Here is a 20,688-nt window from a genome sequence, read left to right as displayed (position 1 = left end):
GCGGCAGCCGGCCGGAACCAGCGCCGCAGTGACCGGGCCGGGGCCGAGGATCTCCCTTCCGAGATCCTCGGCCCCGGCCCGCAGGCATCGGCCCAGCCCGACCGCCGGTCGGTCGAGATGCCGGCGCCGGATCCCGGTGAGGGCGAGGCCGCGTCAGCGTGACGCCGGTCGATCCAGGGTCCACGCGCGGTTGTCAGCAGGCGCGCTAGCCTGTTTACGACGGGAAGGCGCCGGGGCTGGGCGACCGGTGCCAGGGTGTCGGGCGCGGATAGCAAGGCGGTCCTTGGACGGTGCCTCCAGCAGCTCCCCGGCTGATCGACCGGGACGATCTCGTCGCTGCCCTGGATCGCGCGGCGGCGGGCAAGGTGACGGTGATCTCGGCTCCGGCCGGCAGCGGGAAGACGACATTGCTGCGCGCCTGGGCCGACCGGCCCGGCCGGTCACGTCGGCTCGCCTTCGTGCAGGTGCCGCGCGGTCAGCAGGACGCCCAGCAGTTCTGGCTGGCTCTGCTCGGTGCGGTTCGCCACGCCACCGACGCGGACGGCGGTGCGGCACTGCCGGCAGCGACACCCGACTTCAACGCGTCGGCGATGGTCGACCGGGTGTTGTCGGAGATGGCCGACGCCCACGGCGGCGTCACACTGGTCATCGATGATCTCCACGAGCTGCTCTCGCCGGAGGCCCCCGCTCAGCTCACCCGGCTGCTGACCAGCCTTCCCCCGCAGGCGCACGCGATACTGACAATGCGCCACGACGTCCGGTTGCGGCTGCACCGGCTGCGCCTGACGGGCGAGCTCGACGAGATCCGCGCGGCGGACCTGCGTTTCTCCGAGCGCGAGACCCGCGAACTGCTCGACGCCTCGGGCATCGCGCTCTCCGACTCCGGAGCGGCGCTGCTGCACCGGCGGACCGAAGGGTGGGCCGCGGGCCTGCGGCTGGCGATGCTCTCCCTGGTCGGCCATCCTGACCCCGAGCGGTTCGTCGCGGAGTTCTCCGGCAGCGACCGCACGGTCGCCGAGTACCTGATCGCCGAGATGCTCGAACGCCGGCCGCCCGACGTCCAGGATCTGCTGCTGCGCACCTCCCTGCTGGACCGGGTCAACGGCGAGCTGGCCGACCTGCTGACCGGCCGCCCGAGCTCGGAACAGATCCTGCTGGGTCTCGAGGACGCGAACGCGTTCGTCGAATCGCTCGACCCTGAGCGCACCTGGTTCCGTTACCACCACCTGTTCGCGGATCTCCTGCGACTGGAGTTGCGCCGGACGCTGCCCGAGGAGGTACCCGCGCTGCACCGGCGCGCCGCCGGATGGTTCACCTCGCGGGGCCAGGTGGCCGAGGCCGTCCGGCACACCCAGGCGGCCGGCGACTGGGCTGACGCGGCCCGGCTGCTGGCCGACCATGCCTTCAGCCTGGCGCTCGACGGTCAGGCGCAGACCATGCAGGCGCTGGTGCGGGCCTTCCCGCCGGGCGAGGACCGCCCCGAGCTGGCCCTTGTGCGCGCAATGGGTGACCTGGGCGAGGGCCGCCTGGACCAGGCGGCCGCGCACCTGGCGGTCGCCGAGACGTACGCCGCCACGACGACGCCGGAGCGCCGGCGCCGGCTGGGGACGGCGGTCGCGTCGCTGCGGCTGTCACTGGCCAGACGGCGAGGTCACCTGGCCGGCGTCGTCGAGCAGGTCAGGTTCCTCGGCTCCCCGGTGTCCGGGCGGTCCGACGAGGACATCGCCCTGGACAGCGATCTGCGCGCGATGGCGCTGATGAATCTGGGGACGGCCGAGGCGTGGTCGCTGGGGCTGCCGGACGCCGTACACCACCTCCGGGAGGGCGCTGTGCTGGCCCGGGAGACCGGCCGCCCGTACCTGGAGGTCGGCTGCCTCGCGCAGCTCGGTTTCGCGCATATCTTCCATGGCGCCGACATGCCGAAGACCGGTGCGTTCACCACGACCCAGCGCCAGTGCCGCGAGGCGATAGAGCTCGCCGAACGCCATGGCTGGGGCACGGAACCGGTGATCGCACCCGCGCTGGTGACGCTCGTCGGCACGATGGCGTGGCTGGGCGAGTTCGACGAGGGCGAGCGGTGGTTGCGACGCGCCGAACGGGCCCTGCGAACGGACACCGGGCCGGACATCAGGCTGCTGCTGCACCAGACGGCCGCGATGCTGCACGCCGGTCGCGGCCGCCGCCGCGAGGCGCTCGAGGAGTTCGGCGCGGCCGAACACCTGGCATCACGGCTGGAGGGATCGCAGGCGCTGGCGAGCCAGATGACCGGCTGGCTGCTCGCCACGCAAGCCCGCCTCGGGCTCCCCGGCGAAGCCCGCGCCGCCCTCGCGGCGCTGGATGACGAGCGGGCCGGCTCCGGTGAGATCCGCAACGCCCGCGCGGCGATCTGCCTGGCGGAGGGCGATCCGGCCGGAGCCCTGGATGCGTTGCACGAGGTTCTCGGTGGCACGGCACCGGTTCTCGGCTACGTCACGGTCATCGAGGCGCACCTGCTCGCCGGGCTCGCCCATGGTGAACTCGGTGACCAGGGCGCGGCGAACCAGGCGGCGGAACAGGCGCTGGCCCTGGCGGAGCCCGACCGGCTGGTCCTTCCGTTCGCGATGACGGGCTCCCAGGAGTTGCTGGAGGCACTACCCCGGCACCGGACGGCACACGGCGCGCTGCTCGCCGACATCCTGGATGTCCTGTACGACTCATCTCCGGCGGCCGAAGAGCAGCCGTCACCACCGCCGACGACGAAGCTCAGCCCGGGCGAGCTCAGGGTGCTCCGGTATCTCCCGACGAACCTGTCCCGGCCCGAGATCGCCGGCGAACTGTCCGTCTCGCTGAACACCGTCAGCACGCACCTGCGCAGCATTTACACGAAGCTCCAGGTTCGTGACCGGTCCTCGGCCGTGCGGCGCGCCCGGGAGCTGCGGCTGCTGGCCGCTCGCCACCGGCCCTAGCCCTGCTGGACGGCGCTCGCTCCGCCCGCCGGCGCGGGGAGGGCGCCTTGATCCGGCTGCGAATCACCTTGATCCGGTGATGTTGCCTCACCTGCCTGGTGGCGATGCTCGCACCAGCCCTGATGCTCGCACCAGCCCACCTCCCAGACAGGAGTCCGACATGACCGAGGCGCTCGACTGGAACGCGAAGACCGTCGCGGAGTTCCGAGCGAACGACGGCAGGGTCGGCGGGGTCTTCGAGGGTGCTCCGTTGGTCCTGGTGCATCACCGAGGCCGCAAGAGCGGGCGGGAGTACGTCACCCCGATGATGTACCTCCCGCACGACACCGAGCCGGACATCATCTACGTCTTCGCGACCAAGGGCGGAGCGCCCACCAACCCGGACTGGCATCGCAACCTGGCGGCCGCCGGTGTCGGCGACGTCGAACGCGGAACCGAGACATATCCGGTGACCGTCCGTGAACTGTCCGGCACCGAACGCGACCGCATCTACGCCGAGCAGGCTCGGCGCTGCCCGGGATTCGCCGAATACGCGGACAAAACCGCTGGAGTGCGCACCATTCCTGTGCTCGAACTCCGACGGGCGTAGCCCGCGCCCCAGCTCAGCCCGTTCACCGGGGCCAGGACCCCGACGAGTCGCGAAGGAGAGAGAGCATGTCAAAGGCGGTCAGGTACGACGAGTTCGGCGGGATCGACGTGTTGCGGGTCGACGAGGTGGAACGCCCGGTACCCGGGGGCGGGCAGGTCCTCGTACGCGTGAAGGCGGCCGGCATCAACCCCAGTGAGGCGGCCATCCGCACGGGGGCGGTGGCGGACCTGTTCCCGTCGACGTTCCCGTCCGGGCAGGGCAGCGACCTCGCCGGGGTCGTCGAGGAGGTCGGCGCCGGGGTCGCCGAATTCTCGCCCGGCGAGCAGGTGATCGGATTCACGCACAAACGGGCCTCCCAGGCCGAGCTGGTCCTGGTCGAGGCCGGTGACCTCACGCGTAAGCCGGAGAAGGTCTCCTGGGAGGTGGCCGGCAGCCTGTACGTCGCCGGCGCAACCGCGTGGGGGGCCGTACACGCCGTCCACCCCGAGGAGGGCGAGACCGTGGTCGTCTCCGGGGCGGCCGGAGGGGTCGGCTCGCTCGCCGTCCAGCTCGCGTGCCGTACCGGAGCCACGGTCATCGGCCTGGCGAGCGAGAGCAACCACGAATGGCTGAAGAGCCACGGCGTGACTCCGGTCGCGTACGGTGACGGCGTCGCGGACCGGATCAGGGCCGCCGCGCCCGGCGGCGTGGACGCCTTCATCGACACCCACGGCACCGGATACGTCGAGCTGGCCCTCGACCTGGGCGTCCCGGCCGAACGGATCGACACCATCGCCGACTTCGAGGCCGCCAGGAAGCACGGGGTGAAGACCGACGGGGGGAGCGCGGCCGGGCCGGGCGCCAAGGTGCTCGCCGAGCTTGCCGGCCTGATCGCCGACGGACACCTCGAGGTGCCGATCGCGAACGTCTACCCGCTGGCGCTGGTCCGCGACGCCTACACCGAGCTCGAACGCCGCCACACCCACGGCAAGATCGTCCTCGTGCCCTAGGCCGGAGTCGGTAGGGCCAGTAGGGGTGGCGATGGCACAAAACGAGCTGATCGTCAGTTCCGGCACTTTCTCCGGCATGAAGCGTCCACTTATTGACGCGCCATCAAATACGGTCGCAAGAAGGGTCGTTGGCGGTCGTATGGCGATATCGAAAGAACGTACGCGCTCCATTCCTGCGGTGTAGCTTCTACCCGTCAGTAGAGGCTTGAGCAAGGGGGGACGTGTGGTTGCCTCTCCGCAGACCGACAAGTTCGCCGCCCACCTGCGGATGCTGAAGGACCGCAGCGGCCGGGGTTACGACCGCCTCGGCAAGGAGGCGGGCGTCAGTGGTTCCAGCCTGCATCGGTACTGCTCCGGCCTCAGCGTTCCGACGGACTACCGGGTCGTGCACGCCTTTGCCAAGGTGTGCGGCGCCAGTGCGGAGGAGCTCCGCGAACTGCACCGGCTGTGGGCGCTGGCGGACACCGACCGGGACGTACCGGCCACGACCGCCAAGGAGAACCCGGAACCGGAACCGCAGGCTGAGGCGGAGGTGGCTGAGCCTGCCGTGCCCGTGCTGACGAGCCCCGCACCCGGTGATGTCACCCCGTCGGAGATCATCCCCGAGGAGACCACCAAGCCGCGGCGGTCCCGGTTGCCCGAGAGGCTTTCCTCGCGTTCCGCGATCCTGGCCGCCGTGGTCGCGGTGGTGCTGGTGGCCGGCTTCGTGTGGCTGCCCGTCGGAAGCTCCGCCGGTGACGCGCCGGCGACCGGCGGCGAGCTGCTGTACTCACCCGCGTGCAAGTCGGTGAGCATGGGACAGCACGACGAGTGCGTACGCGAGGTCCAGACCCTGTTGACGCGGGCGAAGGGCACGCTGGCCGTCGACGGGGACTTCGGGCCGGAGACCCTGCGCAGGCTGACCGCGTTCCAGGTGCTGGCGGGCCTGCCGGCCACCAACGTGGTCGACGACGCCACCAAGGAGGCGCTCTACGGGCAGAAGGTGAGCATGACGACCTGGCCGCCGGCGAAGGTGGCGAAGCGGATCCGCGAGGTGTTCGTCGAGGATCCCGGCACCGCCGTCGCCGTGGCCCGCTGCGCGTCGTTCCTCGACCCGCTGTACGTACTGCCCAACACCAACGGCAGCCGCAACTGGGGCGTGTTCCAGATCTCCGACGCCCGCCTGCAGGACCTCCAAGGCACCCCGCTGCGGGCGTTCGACCCGGACTGGAACATCAGGGCGGCCCACCGTCTGTGGAGCGTCCGGCACGACTTCCACGACTGGCCCTCCTGCGAGGCGGCACTGAAGAGCACGCCGAACAACACGCCGAAGAGCAAGCCGAAGAGCAAGCGCTGAGGCGCTGAAGCCCGGAGCTCCGGGTACCGAAGCGGCGGTACCCGGAGCTCCGCTCCCCCGAGAGCGGCGTCAGACCGTGCCGTTCTCCCACCACCAGGCGCGGCCGAGGTCGGCCCTGCTGTCGACGTGCTGGTGGTCGACGGTGTACGTCTCCAGGCCGGAGAACCCGCAGGTCTCCGCCTTCTGGTAGACGGTCTTGGTGGCCACGCCGGGCACGTCGAGGTCGGCGGCCGTGCCGTACAGGTGCATGCTGTCGCTGGCCCCGCCGATCTCGGCGTTGTGCGCGATGCTGCGGAAGCCGGAGTTGACCGTGATCGGCTTGTCGCCCAGCTTCTTGCGCAGCGCCTCCAGCTTGTACATGCAGCGGCGGACGTTCTCCTTCACCTGCGACGCGCTCAGCTTGCCGCCGTTGAAGGTGCCGTCCGACTGGTTGACGAACTCGCTGAAGTTGAAGTGGAGCGTGGAACCGTCCGACTGCTCCAGCGAGTTGAGCTTCGCCTGGGTGTTGGGACCGACCTCGGCATCGACGCTGAGACCGTACGCCGCCTGGAACCGGCGTACGGCGGCCGCCGTACCGGGGCCGAAGTCCCCGTCTATGCCGACCCGGCTCTGGCTGGCGCTGTCCGCCGCCCAGCCCGCGATCCGGATCTGCAGTTCGGTCACGTCGGCACCCGTCGCGCCCTGGGTCAGGGTGCGCGACCACGAGTAGGCCTGCGCGACGCCCGAGAACAGCAGCTGGCCGAAGGCGACGCCTGCGCCGGCGGCCAGCGTGCCGCGCAGCATGGTGCGGCGGTCGATGGGACGGAAGGAGGAAGTCATGGTCGTCCTTTCGGGAAGAAGAGGTCAGTAGGCGATCTGGAAGGTCACGTTCTGTGCGTCGATGTCGTAGGCGTGCACGCGCAGGATGAAGTGGGTGCCGTCCAGGACGTCCGTGGCGACGGTCCCCCACTCGGTACCGTGGGTGGTGTAAGCGTCGCCGTTGTTGCACTTGGTGGTGTGGTCGGTGAACACCACACAGGCGTCCAGGTACACGCCCGGCGCGTCCGTGATGAGCCGCATGTTGATGTCGTTGCACCGCGAGGACGTGGTGTAGGTGCCGTACTCCTTGACGGCCGCCTGGTAGTGGTACGTCAGGGTCTTCGCGCCGCCGTAGCAGCTGGTGGCGGCGGCCGAGGTCTGTGCGGAGGCGGGCGCGACGCCCACTCCCAGCAGGGCGGCCGCGGTGATCAGAGCCGCGGGCAGGATCCTGCTCCGGATCATGGTGGTCTCCGTTCCGTGTGAGGGGAGAGAGGCGAGGGGGAGGGGAGAGGGGCTCAGAAGGCGATCTGCATGACGGCGTCGTCGCCCTCCAGGGGCACGCCGTTGGGCACCGTGAACTTGGTGCCGTCCAGGACGTCGGTGGCGATGGTCGTCCAGCTGCGGCCGACCTTGGTCCAGCGGTTGCAGACGCCGGTCTTCGCGAACTTCACGCAGGCGTTCACGTAGTCCGCGGTTCCGCCGGTGACCCGCATGTTGATGTCGATGCAGCGGCTGGTGGTCCAGTAGGGGCCGAAGTCGAGCACGTCCCCGTAGCGCACGGTGACGGCCCCGCCGTAGCAGCTCGTGGCGGTGGCGGTGGCGGTGGCGGCGGCCGAGGCTGCGGGTGCGGGAGCGGTGAGGCCCAGGGTGACGAGCAGCGCGACGAGGGACGCGCGAGCGAACCGGGTGGTCATGGGGGTCCTCCTTGGTACGGCGGTACGGCCGGGATCAGCGGTTGGCCAGCCGGTCGAGGTCGGCCTGGGTGCCGTTGAACACGTCCGCGGTCGCCGGTGCCTTGATGCCCGGGAACAGCGCGGCGTCGGTGTACTGCCACATCGCCCAGGTCGTCGAGCCGTTCGGCACCGGCGGCTGGGTGATCGACTGCCGGTAGTCCGCGAGTTGCAGCGGATACCGGGCGAAGGCGGTGGTCGAACCCAGGCAGTCGTCCAGGAAGGACTTCTGCGTGTAGATGATCGGGGTGCGGCCGAAGGCAGCCTCCACCTTGTCGAGCCAGGCCTTGGCGTCGGCCACCGTGCCGTAGGTGGGGCAGCGTCCGGTGCCGTCGTCCATGCGCTCCAGGTCGAACACCGGCGGCAGGTCGCCCGCCCGCTGCCCGGTGTAGCCGGTGGCCCGCACGGCGGCGATGAACCGGTCGGCCTGTGCGGCTCCGGTGTCGGCCGCGGTGCCCGTGTAGAAGTGGTAGGGCGCGACGGCCAGTCCCGCCGCCCTGGCCGCCGGCAGGTCGGTGGCGAGGTATTCGTCGGTGACGTTCAGGCCCCGGGTGGCCTTGACCGTCGCGAACTCGACACCCGAGGCCCGTACGGCCTTCCAGTCGATCGGCGCGCCGCCGGGGTGCTGGTACTTGGCGGTGTCCAGTCCGTCGATCGGGTAGCCGGCGGGGCGCGGCGGCGTGCAGTACGTGTTGCGGCCGGCCCAGTCCACCAGCTTCGCCCAGGTGTTGGGGCCCACGACGCCGTCCGCACCGAGGTTGGCGCAGTGCTGGAACTCGATGACCCGGCCCTCGGTGCCGCCCCCGAAGTCGCCGTCGATCGTCAGCGGCGGGTAGTGGAAGGGCTCCATGGCCAGGTTCAGCCGGCACTGCACCTCCTCGACCTCGGTGCCCTTCGCGCCCTTCTGCAGGGTCGGCCGCGTGTCGGTGTGGCCGCACACGGCCGTCTGCGCCGTGCTCGACGTGCCCTGGGTCGCGCAGGTGTGCGGCTGGGCGGCCCAGGTGTTCAGCGCCGCCCAGGTCTGCGGGCCGAGCACTCCGTCCGCGTCCAGCCCGGCGCACCGCTGGAACTCCTTGACCCGCGTCTCCGTCGCCGGCCCGAACGAGCCGTCCGCCGCGATCGGTGTGTACCGGCTCGGCTTCGTCGCCAGATTGAGCTCGCACTGCGCCTCGACCGCCGGGTCCCCCGTCGATCCCCGCTGCAGCGTGGGTTGTGCGCTCGTATGCCCGCAGACCGCGACCGCGGCGGCCGCGGCGGACTGCGCCGCCTGTACCGCCTGTACCGCCGTCGGCCCGTACAGAGGCAGGACCGCTGCCACGGCGAGGGTCAGACCCCGCAGAAGCGTCCTCTGTCCCATCTGGTGTTCCCCCTCAGGTTGGTAGCCGGGAGGTCCCGGCACGGATCAGGCTGGCAGGGCTCGTCCCGAAGCGGATCGGCTTCTCCCCGGCCGGGACGCCGGGACAGTCGCACGCCTGTGATCTGCGGGGACGGATCACCGCTGGGATGCACGTGGGACACGGCGGCTCGGACGGGGCTCCCGGGGCGGACACCGCGGTCCGCCGCGGCCGGACCGGAGAAAGGGGGGCAACCGGGACCGGCCCTCACGTGTCTAGTCGGCATGACCCGTCGTCAGGCCCCGCCGTGCTGAGCCGGTGAGGTCGCCGATCCCGAGGGAGGAAATCCATGCGCATGCGTGCGGTCGTCGTCCTGTTGTCTCTTGCCGCCTGCTCTTCCGCGTCGGTGGTTCCGGCATCCGCCCGGGCTGCGGACCGGGCCGCGTCCGGCGGCACCACGTTCTCGGACGTCGTCGTCAACGGCGGCAAGGACGTCGTACTCGGCCTGACCACCAGAAAGACCGTGACGATCAGCTGGACGGCCGAGGACCCGGACGGCGTCGCCGCGTCCTGGGCCTACCTGTGGCACGGTCCGAACACCGACGACGCCGACGGCATCCTGCCGCAGTACCCGCCGGCGGGTGCGTGCACCGCGGCCTCCGCCGACCGCACCGCCGTCACCTGCAAAGTGAGCTTCGGCGTCGACGCCGCACGGGACTTCGGCCACAACGGCCTCGCCGGCACCTGGAAGGTGCTCGCCGCGGCGCAGGACACCGGCGACGACTGGACGGAGACCGACGTCGCCGGCACGGCCCGGTTCCAGCGGTCGGCCAAGGTGACGGTCAACGCCTCGCCCGAGCCGGTGAAGAAGGGCAGGACCGTCACGGTCACCGGCAGGCTCACCCGCGCCGACTGGGAGAGCGGCGGCTACACCGGCTACCAGGGGCAGTCGGTACGGCTGCAGTTCCGCAAGAAGGGCAGCTCCGCGTACACCACCCTGAAGAACGTCACCAGCGGCAGCGGCGGCACGCTGAGGACCACCACCAAGGCGAAGGCGGACGGCTACTTCCGCTTCCTCTTCACCGGCACCGCCACCACCGGCCCGGCCACCGTCGCGGGCGACTTCGTCGACGTCAGGTGACGACCCGCCGCCGAACCACGGGGTCGAGAGGCCCGGGGCGGTGTCGAGAGGCCCCACGGGGTCGAGAGGCCCAGCAGACCCGGAAGGCCCGGCACCCGAAAGGCCCGGCCCCGGGTCCGAAGGCAGGACTCGGGGCCGGGGCCGGGCCGGACGCGTCCGGCGGTGCGGGAGGTGGGGTCAGCCGAGGAGCTTCGTGGCCAGGGTCGAGGCGTTGTACGAACCCCAGCCGGTGGTGAAGTCCCAGCCGGAGGCCGCCGAGTAGGCGCCGTTGCTGCCGCTGGTGATGTCGTGGAAGCCGGTGCCGCTCGCCGAGTAGAGCGCGGGGTTGGCGAAGCCGAGGTTGGCCTTGCCGGCCGCCGCGGCCCGCTGGTTGTAGAGGGCCGCGAACGCCGCCCACTCGGGGGCCGCCGCGCTGGTGCCGCCGACCGAGGACCAGGAACCCTGCGAGTAGATGGAGACGCCGGGGCTGGGGTTGGCGTGCGCCGAGACGTCCGGGACCTGCCGGTAGCCGCCGCCCGCGCTCTTCTGGACGGCCGTCTGCCAGCTCGGGATCTTGAAGACGGAGGACTTGCCGCCACCGCCGCCCGACCAGGCCACCTCCTTGCTGAAGGCGTTGGCGGAGGTGACGGTCAGCTTGGTGCCGCCGACGCCCGTGACGTACGGGTCGCTGGCCGGGTAGTCGACGGCGGTGGTGCCGTCGCCCGCGTCGTCGGAGCCGTCGTCACCGGAGGCCGCGTAGAAGCCGAGGCCCTCGGCGGCGCCCGCCTTGAAGACGGCGTCCACCGCGTTGATGTTGGCGGTGGTGCGGGCGCTCTCGGCGGCGCCCCAGCTGATCGAGGTGGTGGGGATGCCGCTGTCGACGATGGCCTGGTAGGTGTCGACCTCGCCGGCGTCGGAGTTGGGGCCCTCGAACACGGTCACGTTCGCCTTCGGGGCGATCGCGTGCAGGACCTCGATGTCCAGCTCGACCTCGACCTGGCCGTCGCCGAGCGAGCCGGAGCCGCCGTCCACCTTGGACACGGTCGGGGTGGGCGAACCCAGGCTGTAGTTGGTGTCGTACTTGGTGATGTTGGACTGCTGGAAGCCGTCGAACTCCAGCAGCGCGATCTTCTGGCCGCTGCCGGTGTACGTGCTGGAGACGTTGTAGCCGCCCTTGAGCTGGGCCGGGGTGTAGCCGCCGCCGGGGCCGTCGTGCGGGGAGACGGTGTGCGGGGTCGCCTGGTGGTGCAGCTGCACGCGGTTGTTGAGGCCCGCCACGTCGCTGACCAGGGAGGCGAGGGAGGACGGCAGCGTCGGCGCGCTGTCGTTGGCGTAGAAGGAGCGGCCCGAGGCGGCGTCCTTCCAGGTCGACAGCTCGGTGCCGAAGGCCTTCTGCAGCTGGGCGGCGGTGCCGCTGGCGTCGACCAGCAGGTTGCCCGAGTGCACCTTGCCGACGGTGACCCCCTGCGAGCGCAGGTAGTCCCGGAGCTTCTTCACCTCGGCGTCGGTCCGGCCGAACCGGGCCGCGAACTGCTGCTTCGTCAGGTAGTGGCCGTACGAGGCCGAGTGCGGGTCGCTGACCTCGGCCACGAAGGTGTCAAGGGCCTTACCGCCGCGCGGAGTCAGGCTGATCGCCACCGATATCCGCTTGCCGGCGGCGACCTTGCCGGTGCGGGACGCGTTGTGCTTGAGGCCGGGCAGGACGTCCCCGGCGACGGCGGCGCGGGCCGTGTGGGGGGCGTCGGACGCGTAGGCGGCGGGGACGACCGCCGTGACCAGGGCCGGCGCGGCGACCAGACCGAGCAGTTTCAGGCGTGACTTCACCGAAGTCCTCCGGAGGGGGGTGGGGGGTGGGGAGTGTGCCCCGTAAGCGGAATCCCGCGAGCGGAACGGGATCACCGTAGGAACTGCGGCCCTGCCCCCATAAGCGGGGTAACCCTTGCGTTGCGTGTTAATTGCGGGTGTCGAACGTGCGGGGGACGCGCACGCGGGCCGACTGACTGATCGTCACGTCCATTGCCGGGGGCCCGGGTTGGTCGTCGTCGATGACGTCCACGGCCGCTCCGGACGCGAGGACGGCGACCGCCATCGCGTGCGCCAGCGCGGTGCGCGAGCGGACGCCGAACTTGCGGTAGACCCGCGACAGCGCCCCTTCCACCGTCTTGACGCTGATGAACAGCTCCGCGGCGACCTCCCTGTTGGTCGCCCCGCCGCCGACCAGTTCGGCGATCCTGGCCTCGGCGGGCGTGAGTTCGGGCCCGCCGGCGCCCGCCTCGCCGCCGCGCTCCCCGGCCGCCAGCCGGGCGAGCTCCTCCCGGGCCCGGGACGCGAGCGGTGCCGCGCCGATCCGGGTCGCCGTCTCCAGGGCCTCGGCGAGCGCCTCGCGGGCCGCGTTCCGGCGGCGGGCCCGGCGCTCGACCGCCCCGAGCGCGATCAGGGTGCGTACCAGGTCGACGGGGAGCGGGAGGTGACGGAGGCGTTCGACGGCGCCGTGCAGCCGTACCGCCCCCTCCTTTGCCCGGCCGAGGCCCGCCTCGCGCAGGCCCGCCGCCCGCTCCAGCGCCGCCAGCACGCTGCCGGGCGCCGCGTCCGGCAGCCGCGCGTGGGCGTCGTGGAGCACGGCGCCGGCCGCGTCGGTCTCGCCCAGGACGACCAGCGCCTCGGCCAGGTCGGCGTACCAGTGCAGCAGGGGCGGGTCGGCGGCGCACATGGCCTCGCCCAGCTCCTTGACGCGCTGCAGCGCCTCGACCGCGGCCGCCGCCCCGCGCGGATCGCCGCCGAGCAGTTCGGCCTGCCCGAGCACCGCCAACGCGCGCATCAGGAACAGCCGGTCGCCGTCGGCCTCCGAGGCCTGGACCGCCCGGGCGGCCAGCTGCCGGGCCTCGTCGGCGGCGCCGCCGGTGGTCGCGGCGAGGGCCGCCGCGTACAGCGCCGGGGCCGCCTGGCCCGTGGCGCGCGAGCAGCGGGCCGCGGTGCGCAGCGCCTCCCGGCAGTGTCCGGCGCGGACCTGGATGCGGGTCAGCGCCACCAGGGTCGCCACCGTCTCCTCGGCCCCGGCCGACCCGCCGGTCTCCGCGAGGAGCCGGACGACCTGGTCGCGGGCCTCGGTCACCTGGTCGGAGTCCAGGGCGAGGATCGCCCGCATCCGGATCAGCCGCCGGCTCTCCGGGCCGCCGTCGGCGCCGCCGACGAGGGCGAGCGCCTCCTTGAGCGCGGCGTCGGCGGCGACCGGCTCCCCGGCCAGGGACCGCACCCGGGCGAGGGTGGCGAGGGCCCCGATCCTGGTCTCCGTGTCGCCGGCCGCGGCCGCCTGCCGGGCCTGCCGGGCCGCCTCCGTCAACTCCCCGCACAGCAGCCCCCGTACGGCGGCCCAGTGGTGCAGCCGGGCCTCGGAGCGCGGGTCGCCGGCGGCGTCCCGGAGGCCTTCCGCGATCAGGTCCCCGGCGCTCTCCAGCGCCTGCCCGGCACCGAGCAGCAGGACCAGGCGGGCCCGCACCCGCTGGGCGGCGGAGCCCGACCGGGCGAGGACCGCGCCGGCGGCCTCGCCCGCCTCCTCGGGCCGTCCGGCGTCGCACGCGTACTCGGCCGCGGCCAGCAGCCGTTCGGCTTGCTCCGCCGGGCGGTCGGCGGGGGTGCGGCGGGCGGCGAGGGCGGCCAGTTCGAAGGCGGCGCCGGGGGAGCCGTCGCCGCGAGCGGACCCGGCCGCGGACATCAGGGTGCGGGCGGTGGCCTCGTCCTCGTACGGGTGGGCGAGCGCGAGGTGGCGGGCCCGCTGCACGGGCTCGGCCGCCGCGTGGGCCAGCCGCGCGTGTGCCTGCCGCCGGCCGTGCTCGGGGGCGTCCGCGTGCACGGCCGCCCGCAGTACGGGGTGCCCGAACCGTACGATCCCCTCGGCGTCGGCCGTCGCGATGCCGAGCCGTTCGGCCTCCGCGAGGTCCGCGGCCGGGTCGGGGATTCCCGCGGCACGCAGCAGGGTCAGGGTGGGGCGGGCGGCGGCGCTCGCGACGAGGAGGGTGTGCCGCACCGCCTCCGGCAGCGAACGGGTCCGCGCCAGAAGGAGGTTGCGCAGCCTCGGGGGCACGGGCGGGGGCGAGCCGAAGTCGAGCGGCACCGGGGCGTGCCGGGCCGCCCGCCCCAACTCCTGTGCGTACAAGGGGTTTCCGGCGGCGGTTTCCTGGACCGCCCGCAGCAGTGCCGGGGGCAGGTCGGCACCGAGCTCGGCGCGCACGAGGCGGGCCGTCTCGCCGTCCGTCAGGGGCGGCACGGGGAGTTCGACGGTGCCGGGCGGGCAGCAGCGCAACCGTTCGGGCTGTCCGCCGTCGGCCACCCGCTCGGTGGCGAGCATCCCGATGCCGGGACCTTCGAGACGGCGTACGGCGAACGCGAGGACCTCGGCGGTCGGCTCGTCCAGCCACTGCAGACCGTCGACGACCAGCAGGACGGGGCCGGTGGCGGCCAGGGCGCGCAACGCGTCGAGGACGGCGACGCGCACCGCGAGACGGCCCCGGTCGTCCGCCGGTTCCGGGCCGCGCAACAGGGCCGCCCGCAGCGCTGTCCGGGGCTCGGGCGGCAGGGTCTCCAGGCAGCTCTCCGGGACCCGTGCGAACAGGCCGACCAGACCCGCGAAGGGGAGCCGCGTCTCCTCCTCGGCGGGCGCGCAGTGCAGTACGGTGCCGGCCGGGGCGTCGGCGGCCAGGGTCGCGGCGAGCGCCGTCACGAGCGTGGACTTGCCGATGCCGGCGGGTCCGTGGAGGAGCACTCCGGGGCGTGCCGCCGCCTGGACTCGGGCGGCGTCGAGCAGCGCACGGCGCCCGGTCGGAAACATGTGTTCATGACAACCTTCGGTGATCGGCTTGTCAATGACATCGATCACCATGCGACATAAAGGAACAGGCAATGTCTTTTGCCTGAATCCCTCGTTACGGAACGGGAAAGGCTCTTCCGCCCTCCTCCTGTGCGTAGGTAATACGCACGGGCAGGGAAGTCAGGGACTGAACGACATGGGTTTGACCAGTCGAACGACCGTATATGCGACGGTGGTGCTCGCCGCCCTGTGCGTGGCGCTGCTGGTCTGGCTGTGGCCGCGCTTCGCCAGGCCGGGGCTGTGGCAGGTACTCGGACGGCTGGCGGCCGTCGGCGTCACCCAGGTCACGATCGTCGCGGCGTTCGCGTGCGCACTGAACTCGTCGTACCAGTTCTTCGGTTCCTGGGGCGAACTGTTCGGCGACGTCGACACCGCTCCCGTCGGCGTCACGCAGGCGGCCGGCGGCACCGGCGACGGCTCGGTGAACGGCATAAGCAGTGTCCACGGCGGGCTCGTCCAGCCCGCGGGCGACCAGCAGCTGAACCGGGTCAGCGGGCTGCCGGACGGGCCGGCCGCGGCCGTCGGCCGGGTGGAGTCCGTCAAGATCGTCGGCAGGCGCACCGGCGTGGTCGACCCGGCCTTCGTCTATCTGCCGCCGCAGTACTTCCAGAAGGCGTACCACCGCATGCGGTTCCCGGTGATCGTCGCGCTCAGCGGCTACCCGGGCAGCATCTTCAACCTCGCCCAGCATCTGCGGGTCTCGCAGACCGCCGGCGAGCTGCAGGGCAAGGGCCAGATGCAGCCGACGATCATGGTGATGATCCGGCCCACGATCGCCCCGCCGCGCGACACCGAGTGCGTGGACGTCCCCGGCGGACCGCAGACCGAGACGTTCCTGGCCAAGGACCTGCCGGAGGCGATCAGGTCCGGCTACCGGGCCGGTCACGACGCCAGTTCCTGGGGCGTCATGGGGTACTCCTCGGGCGGCAGTTGCGCCCTCCAGCTCACGATGCGCGACCCGGGCGTCTACACCACGGCCGCCGCCCTGTCCCCGGACTACAAGGTCAAGGACGACCCCACCACCGGCAACCTCTTCGGCAGCGGTCCGGGCCGCCAGGCGCGGGTCGACGGCCACGACCTGATGTGGCGGCTGAAGCACCTGCCCGTCCCCCAGGTCTCGGTCCTGGTCGCCAACAGCAAGCACGGCGAGAAGGGCTACGCGGAGACCGAGGCCTTCATCAGGGCCGTCAGGGCGCCCATGCGGGTCGTCTCGATCCTCCCCGAGAACGGCAGCCACAACTTCCCCACCTGGGTACGGGAGATGCCCGCCGCCCTGAAGTGGATGAACGGCCAGCTGACCTTCCCGCAGGACGTCGTACCCCGGCACCACGCGAAGCGGACGACCGAGGCCGAGGGCACACCCCGGCCCACCCCCACCCCCGGCCACGGCTCGCTCCGCGCGGAGGGCACGGAACCCAGCTCCACCGCCACGGCACGCCGGTGACGGACGGCCGGGTCACGGGGGAAAGCCGTTCGGCCGGAGCAGAATCCAGCCATGCTTGCCGCTTACATCGAAGAGCTCGGTCCGCCGGACCTCATCCGGGTCGGTGAACTGCCCGCTCCGCAGCCCGGACCCGGCGACGTGCTCGTCGACGTCGAGGTGACCGCCGTCAACCACGTCGACACCTACGTACGTTCCGGGGCCTGGCGGACGCCGCTGTCCTTCCCCTTCGTCGTCGGGCGCGACCTGGTGGGCACGGTCGTGTCGGCCGGCCCCGCCGCACCCGGCTTCGGGCCCGGCGACCGTGTGTGGTGCAGCAGCCTCGGGCACGCCGGGCGGCAGGGCGCCGCCGCCGAGCGGGCCGTGGTGCCGTACGACCGGCTGTACCGGCTGCCGGCCGGCGTCGACGCGGTGGACGCGGTGGCGCTCGCCCACCCGGCGTCCACGGCCTACCTCGCGCTGTTCACCCACGGGCGGCTGCGGGCGGGGGAGACGGTGCTGGTCCTCGGCGCCGCCGGGAACGTCGGCAGCGCCGCCCTGCTGATGGCCGCCCGGGCCGGGGCCGGGGTGGTGGCCGTCGCCGCCGCCCGGGACCTGGACCACTGCCGTACGCTCGGCGCCCGGCAGGCGGTCGACTACCGGGACCCCGAGCCGGCCCGGCGGATCCGGGAGGCCGCACCCGACGGGGTCGACCTGTGTGTCGACACCTCCGGGCGCAACGACCTGGAGACGGCGCTCGACCTGCTCGCGCCGCGCGGACGCGTCGTCGTCATGGCCGGGCTGCGGACCCGGCCCGTCCTGCCGGCCGCGGCGCTGTACCCGCAGGACCGGTCGGTGCACGGTTTCGCCATCTCCCGGGCCCGCACCGACGAACTCGCCGAGGCCGCCGCCCATGTCGGCCGGCTGCTGGCCGACGGGCTGCTGCGCCCGCGTGCCACCGAGGTACTGCCGCTGACCGCGGCGGCCGAGGCCCACGCCAGGCTGGAGGCGGGGGAGGCCCGCGCGAAGCAGGTGCTCCGGGTCCGACCGCTCCGACGAAGCTGACGGCTGCCAAGTCCCTTGTTGTTGCCTGCGGATGACGCCGCATTACGGGTGTGTCAAACGACGGGCACGGCAGCACCGGAGTTTCCGAACGGGGTGATGGGGAGGGGAAGGGTGGTTTGCCAACTCGCGGCGCTCATGAGGCTTGGAGGTACCGGTCGCGGGGCATGGCCCTCCTACCGGACGGCAGGCCCGGTCAGGGCTCGGCAAGAGGAGGGCGTCATGGACGGTCGGATCCGCGTACGCGTTGTTCGTCGGCCCGCTCCCCGGGGACAGGAGATCGACCGCAGGACGCCTTCCGGGCGGATCCTGCCGTACTAGGCGTATATCGATCGGCGGTCAACGCGCCTCCTGCGCGCGGGCCTTGCTTCGGACCGACCGTCAATTACAGATTGACGGTCGAGGATCGTCAATTTAAGATTGACGCATGAGTCCACTCGACATCAGCCTCGCCGACCTGATCGCCCGACTCGACGAGGAACTTCCCGAAGCCGACGCACTCGCCCGTGTCAGCGAGGCCCGACTGCGTTCCCAGACCCTGTCCGACCTCGGTGACCAGCTCATCGACCACTACGTCAGCAAGGCCAAGCAGACCGGCGCGTCATGGACCGAGATCGGCGACGCCATCGGGGTGACCAAACAGGCCGCCCAGCAACGCCACACGTCCAACCCGTTCGAGCGGTTCACCAACCTGAACCGGCACGGCATCGTGCTGGCCCAGGAGGCCGCCCGAACCCACCGGCACGACTCCATCGGCACCGAACACCTCCTGCTCGGCCTCCTCGGCGAACCACGCGGCCTGGCGTACGAGGTGCTGGTCGCGAGGACCGAGTCGGAGCAACGCATCCGCGACGCGATCGAGGAAGCGATGCCGCCGGCCGGGCAGAAGGTGCTGCGGGGGCACATCCCCTTCCGCCCGGAGAGCAAGGAGGTCATCGAGCAGGCACTCCGCGCGTCCGCCGACCTCGGCCACGACTGGGTCGGCACGGAACACATGCTCCTGGGCCTGATCCGCGTGGACGAGAGCCTGGCCGCGCAGATCCTGCGCAACCTCGGCTTCACGTCGGACGAGCTGCACGAGACGGTCGAGGCCGAGATCGCCCAACGGCCGGCCGCGCGCGGCGGGCAGTGACGAAACGACCGTCCGGCACCGTCAGCAGGCCAGGTGCCGCCGGAGGAACTCCAGTTGGTGCCCGAGCAGCCGGGCGAACGTGTCGTCGGCCGGCGCCGAGTGTGTCATCCCGCTCAGCGGCAGCACCTCGTGCGGCCGCCCCGCGGCCAGCAGAGCGCGGGACAGCTGCAACGTGTTGGCCACGAACGCGTTGTCGTCCGCCAGCCCGTGCGTCAGCAGCAGCGGGCGGCTGAGCTTCGGAGCGTCGGCGAGCAGCGACGACAGCTCATAGTGCTCCGGGTACCGGTCGGGCGGACCGAGGAAGCGTTCCTTCCAACAGGCGTCGTAGAGGCGCTGGTCGGTGAGGGGGGCGCCCGCCACCGCGGCGTGGAAGACGTCGGGCCGGCGCAGCACCGCGGCGGCGGCCAGCGTCCCGCCGAACGACCAGCCGCGGATACCGACCCGGCCGAGGTCCAGCTCCGGGTGGCGCTCGGCCGTCGCGTGCAGTGCGGCGACCTGGTCGTCCAGGGTCGGACCGATCAGGTCGCCGAAGATCTCCTTCTCCCAGCGGGGCCCGCGTCCGGGCGTGCCCGCTCCGTCCGTCACCAGCACCGCGAAGCCCTGTTCGGCGAACCACTGCGAGACGAAGGCGTGACCGGCCTGCTCGGCCAGCACCTTCTGCATCGCGGGGCCGCCGTAGGGGTCGACCAGCACCGGCAGCGGGGCATCACCGGTCCGGTGCCAGGACGGCAGGAAGAGGCGCGTGCGCAGTTCGCGCGGACCGACGGCGGCGGACTCGAAGCGTACGTCCAGCAGCGGCCGTTGGGCGTGCGAGGTGATCTCGACGGGCGCGGGGCCGGCCGGCTCCGGTCGCCCGTCCCCGGTCAGCCGGTACACGGTGGTGTACGAGCCCGGCCGCTCCGGGGTGCGCGTGGTGAGAACCAGCGTGCCGCCACCGTGAGCGCCGGTGTGCACGCCCGGCTGCTCGGTCAACCGGCGTACGCCCTCGCCCCGGCGGTATGTCCACACATGGCGCTCGGCGGGTTCCGCGGAGGCCACGAAGAGCACCGTCTCGCCGTCCACCGCGAGCACCTCGTGCAGTTGCAGGCCGTCCGGCGTGACCGGCGTGCCGTCGATGCCCAGATGCCGGGTCTCGTCCCGGTCGAGGTAGTCGACCAGCAGGCCGGAGGCGGTCCGCGCGGGCACCCCGGGCACCAGCAGCTCCACCCAGCGCTCGTCGTGCCGCTCGGCCAGCGGGCTCGTCGCGCCGTCCGCCGGGTCGACGGCCAGTACCTGGAGCGTGCGCTGGTCGCGGCTGAGCACGGCGGCGAACGGACCGTGCCCGTCCCATCCGGCCACCGGCAGGTACTCGAAGCCGGCCCGGTCCCAGCGGACCTCGGTGCGGTCGCCCGCCAGGTCGGCGATCCAGAGCGTGACCTCGGCGTTGGCGGTGCCGACCCGCGGATAGCGCATGGAGCGCGGCGGCTTGGCGGGGTCGGCCGGGTCGGTGATGTACCAGAGCCCGACCTCCCGGTTGTCCACCCGGGTGGTCAGCAGCCGCTCCCCGTCCGGCGCCCACCAGTACGCCCGGTGGCGGCCCATCGACTCGCTCGCCACATGCTCCGGCAGGCCGAAGAAGACGTCCGGACCCTCCGCCGGTTCGGGCGCGGCCACCGCCCGGTCGCCGCTGCCGTCGGCTCCGATCACCCGGAGCGCGCCGTGCGAGACGTAGGCGATGTACCGGCCGTCCGGGGAGGGGCGCGGGTCCACCACCGGCTGCAGGGCGGGCAGCCGCCGGACGGCGCCGGAGCCCGTGTCCGCCGCCCACAGCTGCCCGGAGAGCGCGAACGCGGCAAGCCGGGTGGCCGCGTCGGTGGCGTAGTCGGTGATCCCGGAGGCCGCCTGCCGGGCGCGCTCGCGTCGGACGCGTTCCTCCTCCGGCACCTCGTCGGCCGCGTCGCCGAGCAGCCCGGCGGGGTCGGCCAGCAGGTGCTCCGCACCGGTTGCCGGGTCGAGCGACCACAGGCACCCGACCGGATCGTCTCCGGCCCGGCTCCGCAGGAACAGGACCCGGGCACCGTCCGGCGCCACGGTGACGCGGGCGGGCGCGCCGAGGGTGAAGCGGCGGGTGCGGGCGAGCTGTCGCAGAAGCGGGGAGGTCACCATGCCC

At 72.6% G+C, this 20,688-nt stretch carries 15 protein-coding genes; 8 read left to right on the top strand and 7 right to left on the bottom strand.

Annotated elements, in window-relative coordinates:
• Positions 1-290: 290 nt before the first annotated feature.
• From ACWGJB_RS08835 to ACWGJB_RS08820, 4 genes are all read left to right on the top strand, one after another.
• A complete protein-coding gene (locus ACWGJB_RS08835) occupies positions 291-2,945 on the top strand; it encodes a LuxR C-terminal-related transcriptional regulator (protein ID WP_453379516.1) in 2,655 nt (884 codons plus the stop codon).
• A 160-nt stretch (positions 2,946-3,105) separates the two neighbouring features.
• A complete protein-coding gene (locus ACWGJB_RS08830; protein ID WP_453379515.1) occupies positions 3,106-3,534 on the top strand; it encodes a nitroreductase family deazaflavin-dependent oxidoreductase in 429 nt (142 codons plus the stop codon).
• 65 nt (positions 3,535-3,599) lie between these two features.
• On the top strand, positions 3,600-4,523 hold the full coding sequence (locus tag ACWGJB_RS08825) for an NADP-dependent oxidoreductase (RefSeq protein WP_453379514.1): 924 nt from the start codon (positions 3,600-3,602) through the stop codon (positions 4,521-4,523).
• Positions 4,524-4,746: 223 nt separating this feature from the next.
• Positions 4,747-5,859: a helix-turn-helix domain-containing protein gene (locus tag ACWGJB_RS08820; RefSeq protein WP_453379513.1), complete on the top strand. Its 1,113-nt coding sequence runs from the start codon at positions 4,747-4,749 to the stop codon at positions 5,857-5,859.
• Positions 5,860-5,928: 69 nt separating this feature from the next.
• On the opposite strand, the gene ACWGJB_RS08815 is transcribed toward ACWGJB_RS08820, so the two are convergent.
• The 4 genes from ACWGJB_RS08815 to ACWGJB_RS08800 are packed head-to-tail and all read right to left on the bottom strand — an operon-like array spanning position 5,929 to position 8,964.
• Positions 5,929-6,678: a D-Ala-D-Ala carboxypeptidase family metallohydrolase gene (locus ACWGJB_RS08815; RefSeq protein ID WP_453379512.1), complete on the bottom strand. Its 750-nt coding sequence runs from the start codon at positions 6,676-6,678 to the stop codon at positions 5,929-5,931.
• Positions 6,679-6,702: 24 nt separating this feature from the next.
• On the bottom strand, positions 6,703-7,119 hold the full coding sequence (locus ACWGJB_RS08810; protein ID WP_453379511.1) for a hypothetical protein: 417 nt from the start codon (positions 7,117-7,119) through the stop codon (positions 6,703-6,705).
• 53 nt (positions 7,120-7,172) lie between these two features.
• Positions 7,173-7,571, bottom strand: coding sequence for a hypothetical protein (locus ACWGJB_RS08805; protein WP_453379510.1), 399 nt, complete (start codon positions 7,569-7,571; stop codon positions 7,173-7,175).
• 34 nt (positions 7,572-7,605) lie between these two features.
• A complete protein-coding gene (locus ACWGJB_RS08800) occupies positions 7,606-8,964 on the bottom strand; it encodes a GH25 family lysozyme (RefSeq protein WP_453379509.1) in 1,359 nt (452 codons plus the stop codon).
• Between the two features lie 326 nt (positions 8,965-9,290).
• Here ACWGJB_RS08800 and ACWGJB_RS08795 point away from each other — a divergent pair, with 326 nt between their 5' ends.
• The gene (locus tag ACWGJB_RS08795) at positions 9,291-10,082 is read left to right on the top strand and encodes a hypothetical protein (RefSeq protein ID WP_453379508.1); all 792 of its coding nucleotides are present in this window, start codon (positions 9,291-9,293) and stop codon (positions 10,080-10,082) included.
• A gap of 177 nt (positions 10,083-10,259) precedes the next feature.
• Here ACWGJB_RS08795 and ACWGJB_RS08790 read toward each other — a convergent pair whose 3' ends face one another.
• Both ACWGJB_RS08790 and ACWGJB_RS08785 read right to left on the bottom strand, forming a co-directional pair.
• On the bottom strand, positions 10,260-11,885 hold the full coding sequence (locus ACWGJB_RS08790; RefSeq protein ID WP_453379507.1) for a S53 family peptidase: 1,626 nt from the start codon (positions 11,883-11,885) through the stop codon (positions 10,260-10,262).
• A 127-nt stretch (positions 11,886-12,012) separates the two neighbouring features.
• Positions 12,013-14,886: an AAA family ATPase gene (locus ACWGJB_RS08785; RefSeq protein WP_453379506.1), complete on the bottom strand. Its 2,874-nt coding sequence runs from the start codon at positions 14,884-14,886 to the stop codon at positions 12,013-12,015.
• Positions 14,887-15,061: 175 nt separating this feature from the next.
• Between ACWGJB_RS08785 and ACWGJB_RS08780 the strand changes: the two genes are divergently transcribed.
• The 3 genes from ACWGJB_RS08780 to ACWGJB_RS08770 all read left to right on the top strand — a co-directional run bounded on the left by ACWGJB_RS08780 (position 15,062) and on the right by ACWGJB_RS08770 (position 18,539).
• Complete coding sequence (locus ACWGJB_RS08780) at positions 15,062-16,369, top strand: alpha/beta hydrolase (protein ID WP_453379505.1); 1,308 nt, start codon at positions 15,062-15,064, stop codon at positions 16,367-16,369.
• 51 nt (positions 16,370-16,420) lie between these two features.
• Positions 16,421-17,410, top strand: coding sequence for an NADPH:quinone reductase (locus ACWGJB_RS08775; protein ID WP_453379504.1), 990 nt, complete (start codon positions 16,421-16,423; stop codon positions 17,408-17,410).
• Between the two features lie 424 nt (positions 17,411-17,834).
• Entirely contained in the window at positions 17,835-18,539 is a 705-nt protein-coding gene (locus tag ACWGJB_RS08770; protein ID WP_453379503.1) for a Clp protease N-terminal domain-containing protein, read from the top strand.
• 21 nt (positions 18,540-18,560) lie between these two features.
• On the opposite strand, the gene ACWGJB_RS08765 is transcribed toward ACWGJB_RS08770, so the two are convergent.
• Positions 18,561-20,684, bottom strand: coding sequence for a prolyl oligopeptidase family serine peptidase (locus ACWGJB_RS08765; RefSeq protein ID WP_453379502.1), 2,124 nt, complete (start codon positions 20,682-20,684; stop codon positions 18,561-18,563).
• Positions 20,685-20,688 lie beyond the last annotated feature (4 nt).

It is taken from the genome of Streptomyces sp. NPDC054813, from assembly GCF_053611365.1.
The sequence above is the reverse complement of the archived record's forward strand: the minus strand, read 5'-3'. Positions and strand labels throughout refer to the sequence as shown.

Bases quoted from the DNA above. Each gene is read 5' to 3' on its own strand.
- ACWGJB_RS08830 (WP_453379515.1), top strand. From the start codon at position 3,106: ATGACCGAGGCGCTCGACTGGAACGCGAAGACCGTCGCGGAGTTCCGA.
- ACWGJB_RS08795 (WP_453379508.1), top strand. From the start codon at position 9,291: ATGCGCATGCGTGCGGTCGTCGTCCTGTTGTCTCTTGCCGCCTGCTCT.
- ACWGJB_RS08800 (WP_453379509.1), bottom strand. From the start codon at position 8,964: ATGGGACAGAGGACGCTTCTGCGGGGTCTGACCCTCGCCGTGGCAGCG.
- ACWGJB_RS08815 (WP_453379512.1), bottom strand. From the start codon at position 6,678: ATGACTTCCTCCTTCCGTCCCATCGACCGCCGCACCATGCTGCGCGGC.
- ACWGJB_RS08775 (WP_453379504.1), top strand. From the start codon at position 16,421: ATGCTTGCCGCTTACATCGAAGAGCTCGGTCCGCCGGACCTCATCCGG.
- ACWGJB_RS08765 (WP_453379502.1), bottom strand. From the start codon at position 20,684: ATGGTGACCTCCCCGCTTCTGCGACAGCTCGCCCGCACCCGCCGCTTC.
- ACWGJB_RS08770 (WP_453379503.1), top strand. From the start codon at position 17,835: ATGAGTCCACTCGACATCAGCCTCGCCGACCTGATCGCCCGACTCGAC.
- ACWGJB_RS08825 (WP_453379514.1), top strand. From the start codon at position 3,600: ATGTCAAAGGCGGTCAGGTACGACGAGTTCGGCGGGATCGACGTGTTG.
- ACWGJB_RS08810 (WP_453379511.1), bottom strand. From the start codon at position 7,119: ATGATCCGGAGCAGGATCCTGCCCGCGGCTCTGATCACCGCGGCCGCC.
- ACWGJB_RS08780 (WP_453379505.1), top strand. From the start codon at position 15,062: ATGGGTTTGACCAGTCGAACGACCGTATATGCGACGGTGGTGCTCGCC.
- ACWGJB_RS08805 (WP_453379510.1), bottom strand. From the start codon at position 7,571: ATGACCACCCGGTTCGCTCGCGCGTCCCTCGTCGCGCTGCTCGTCACC.
- ACWGJB_RS08785 (WP_453379506.1), bottom strand. From the start codon at position 14,886: ATGTTTCCGACCGGGCGCCGTGCGCTGCTCGACGCCGCCCGAGTCCAG.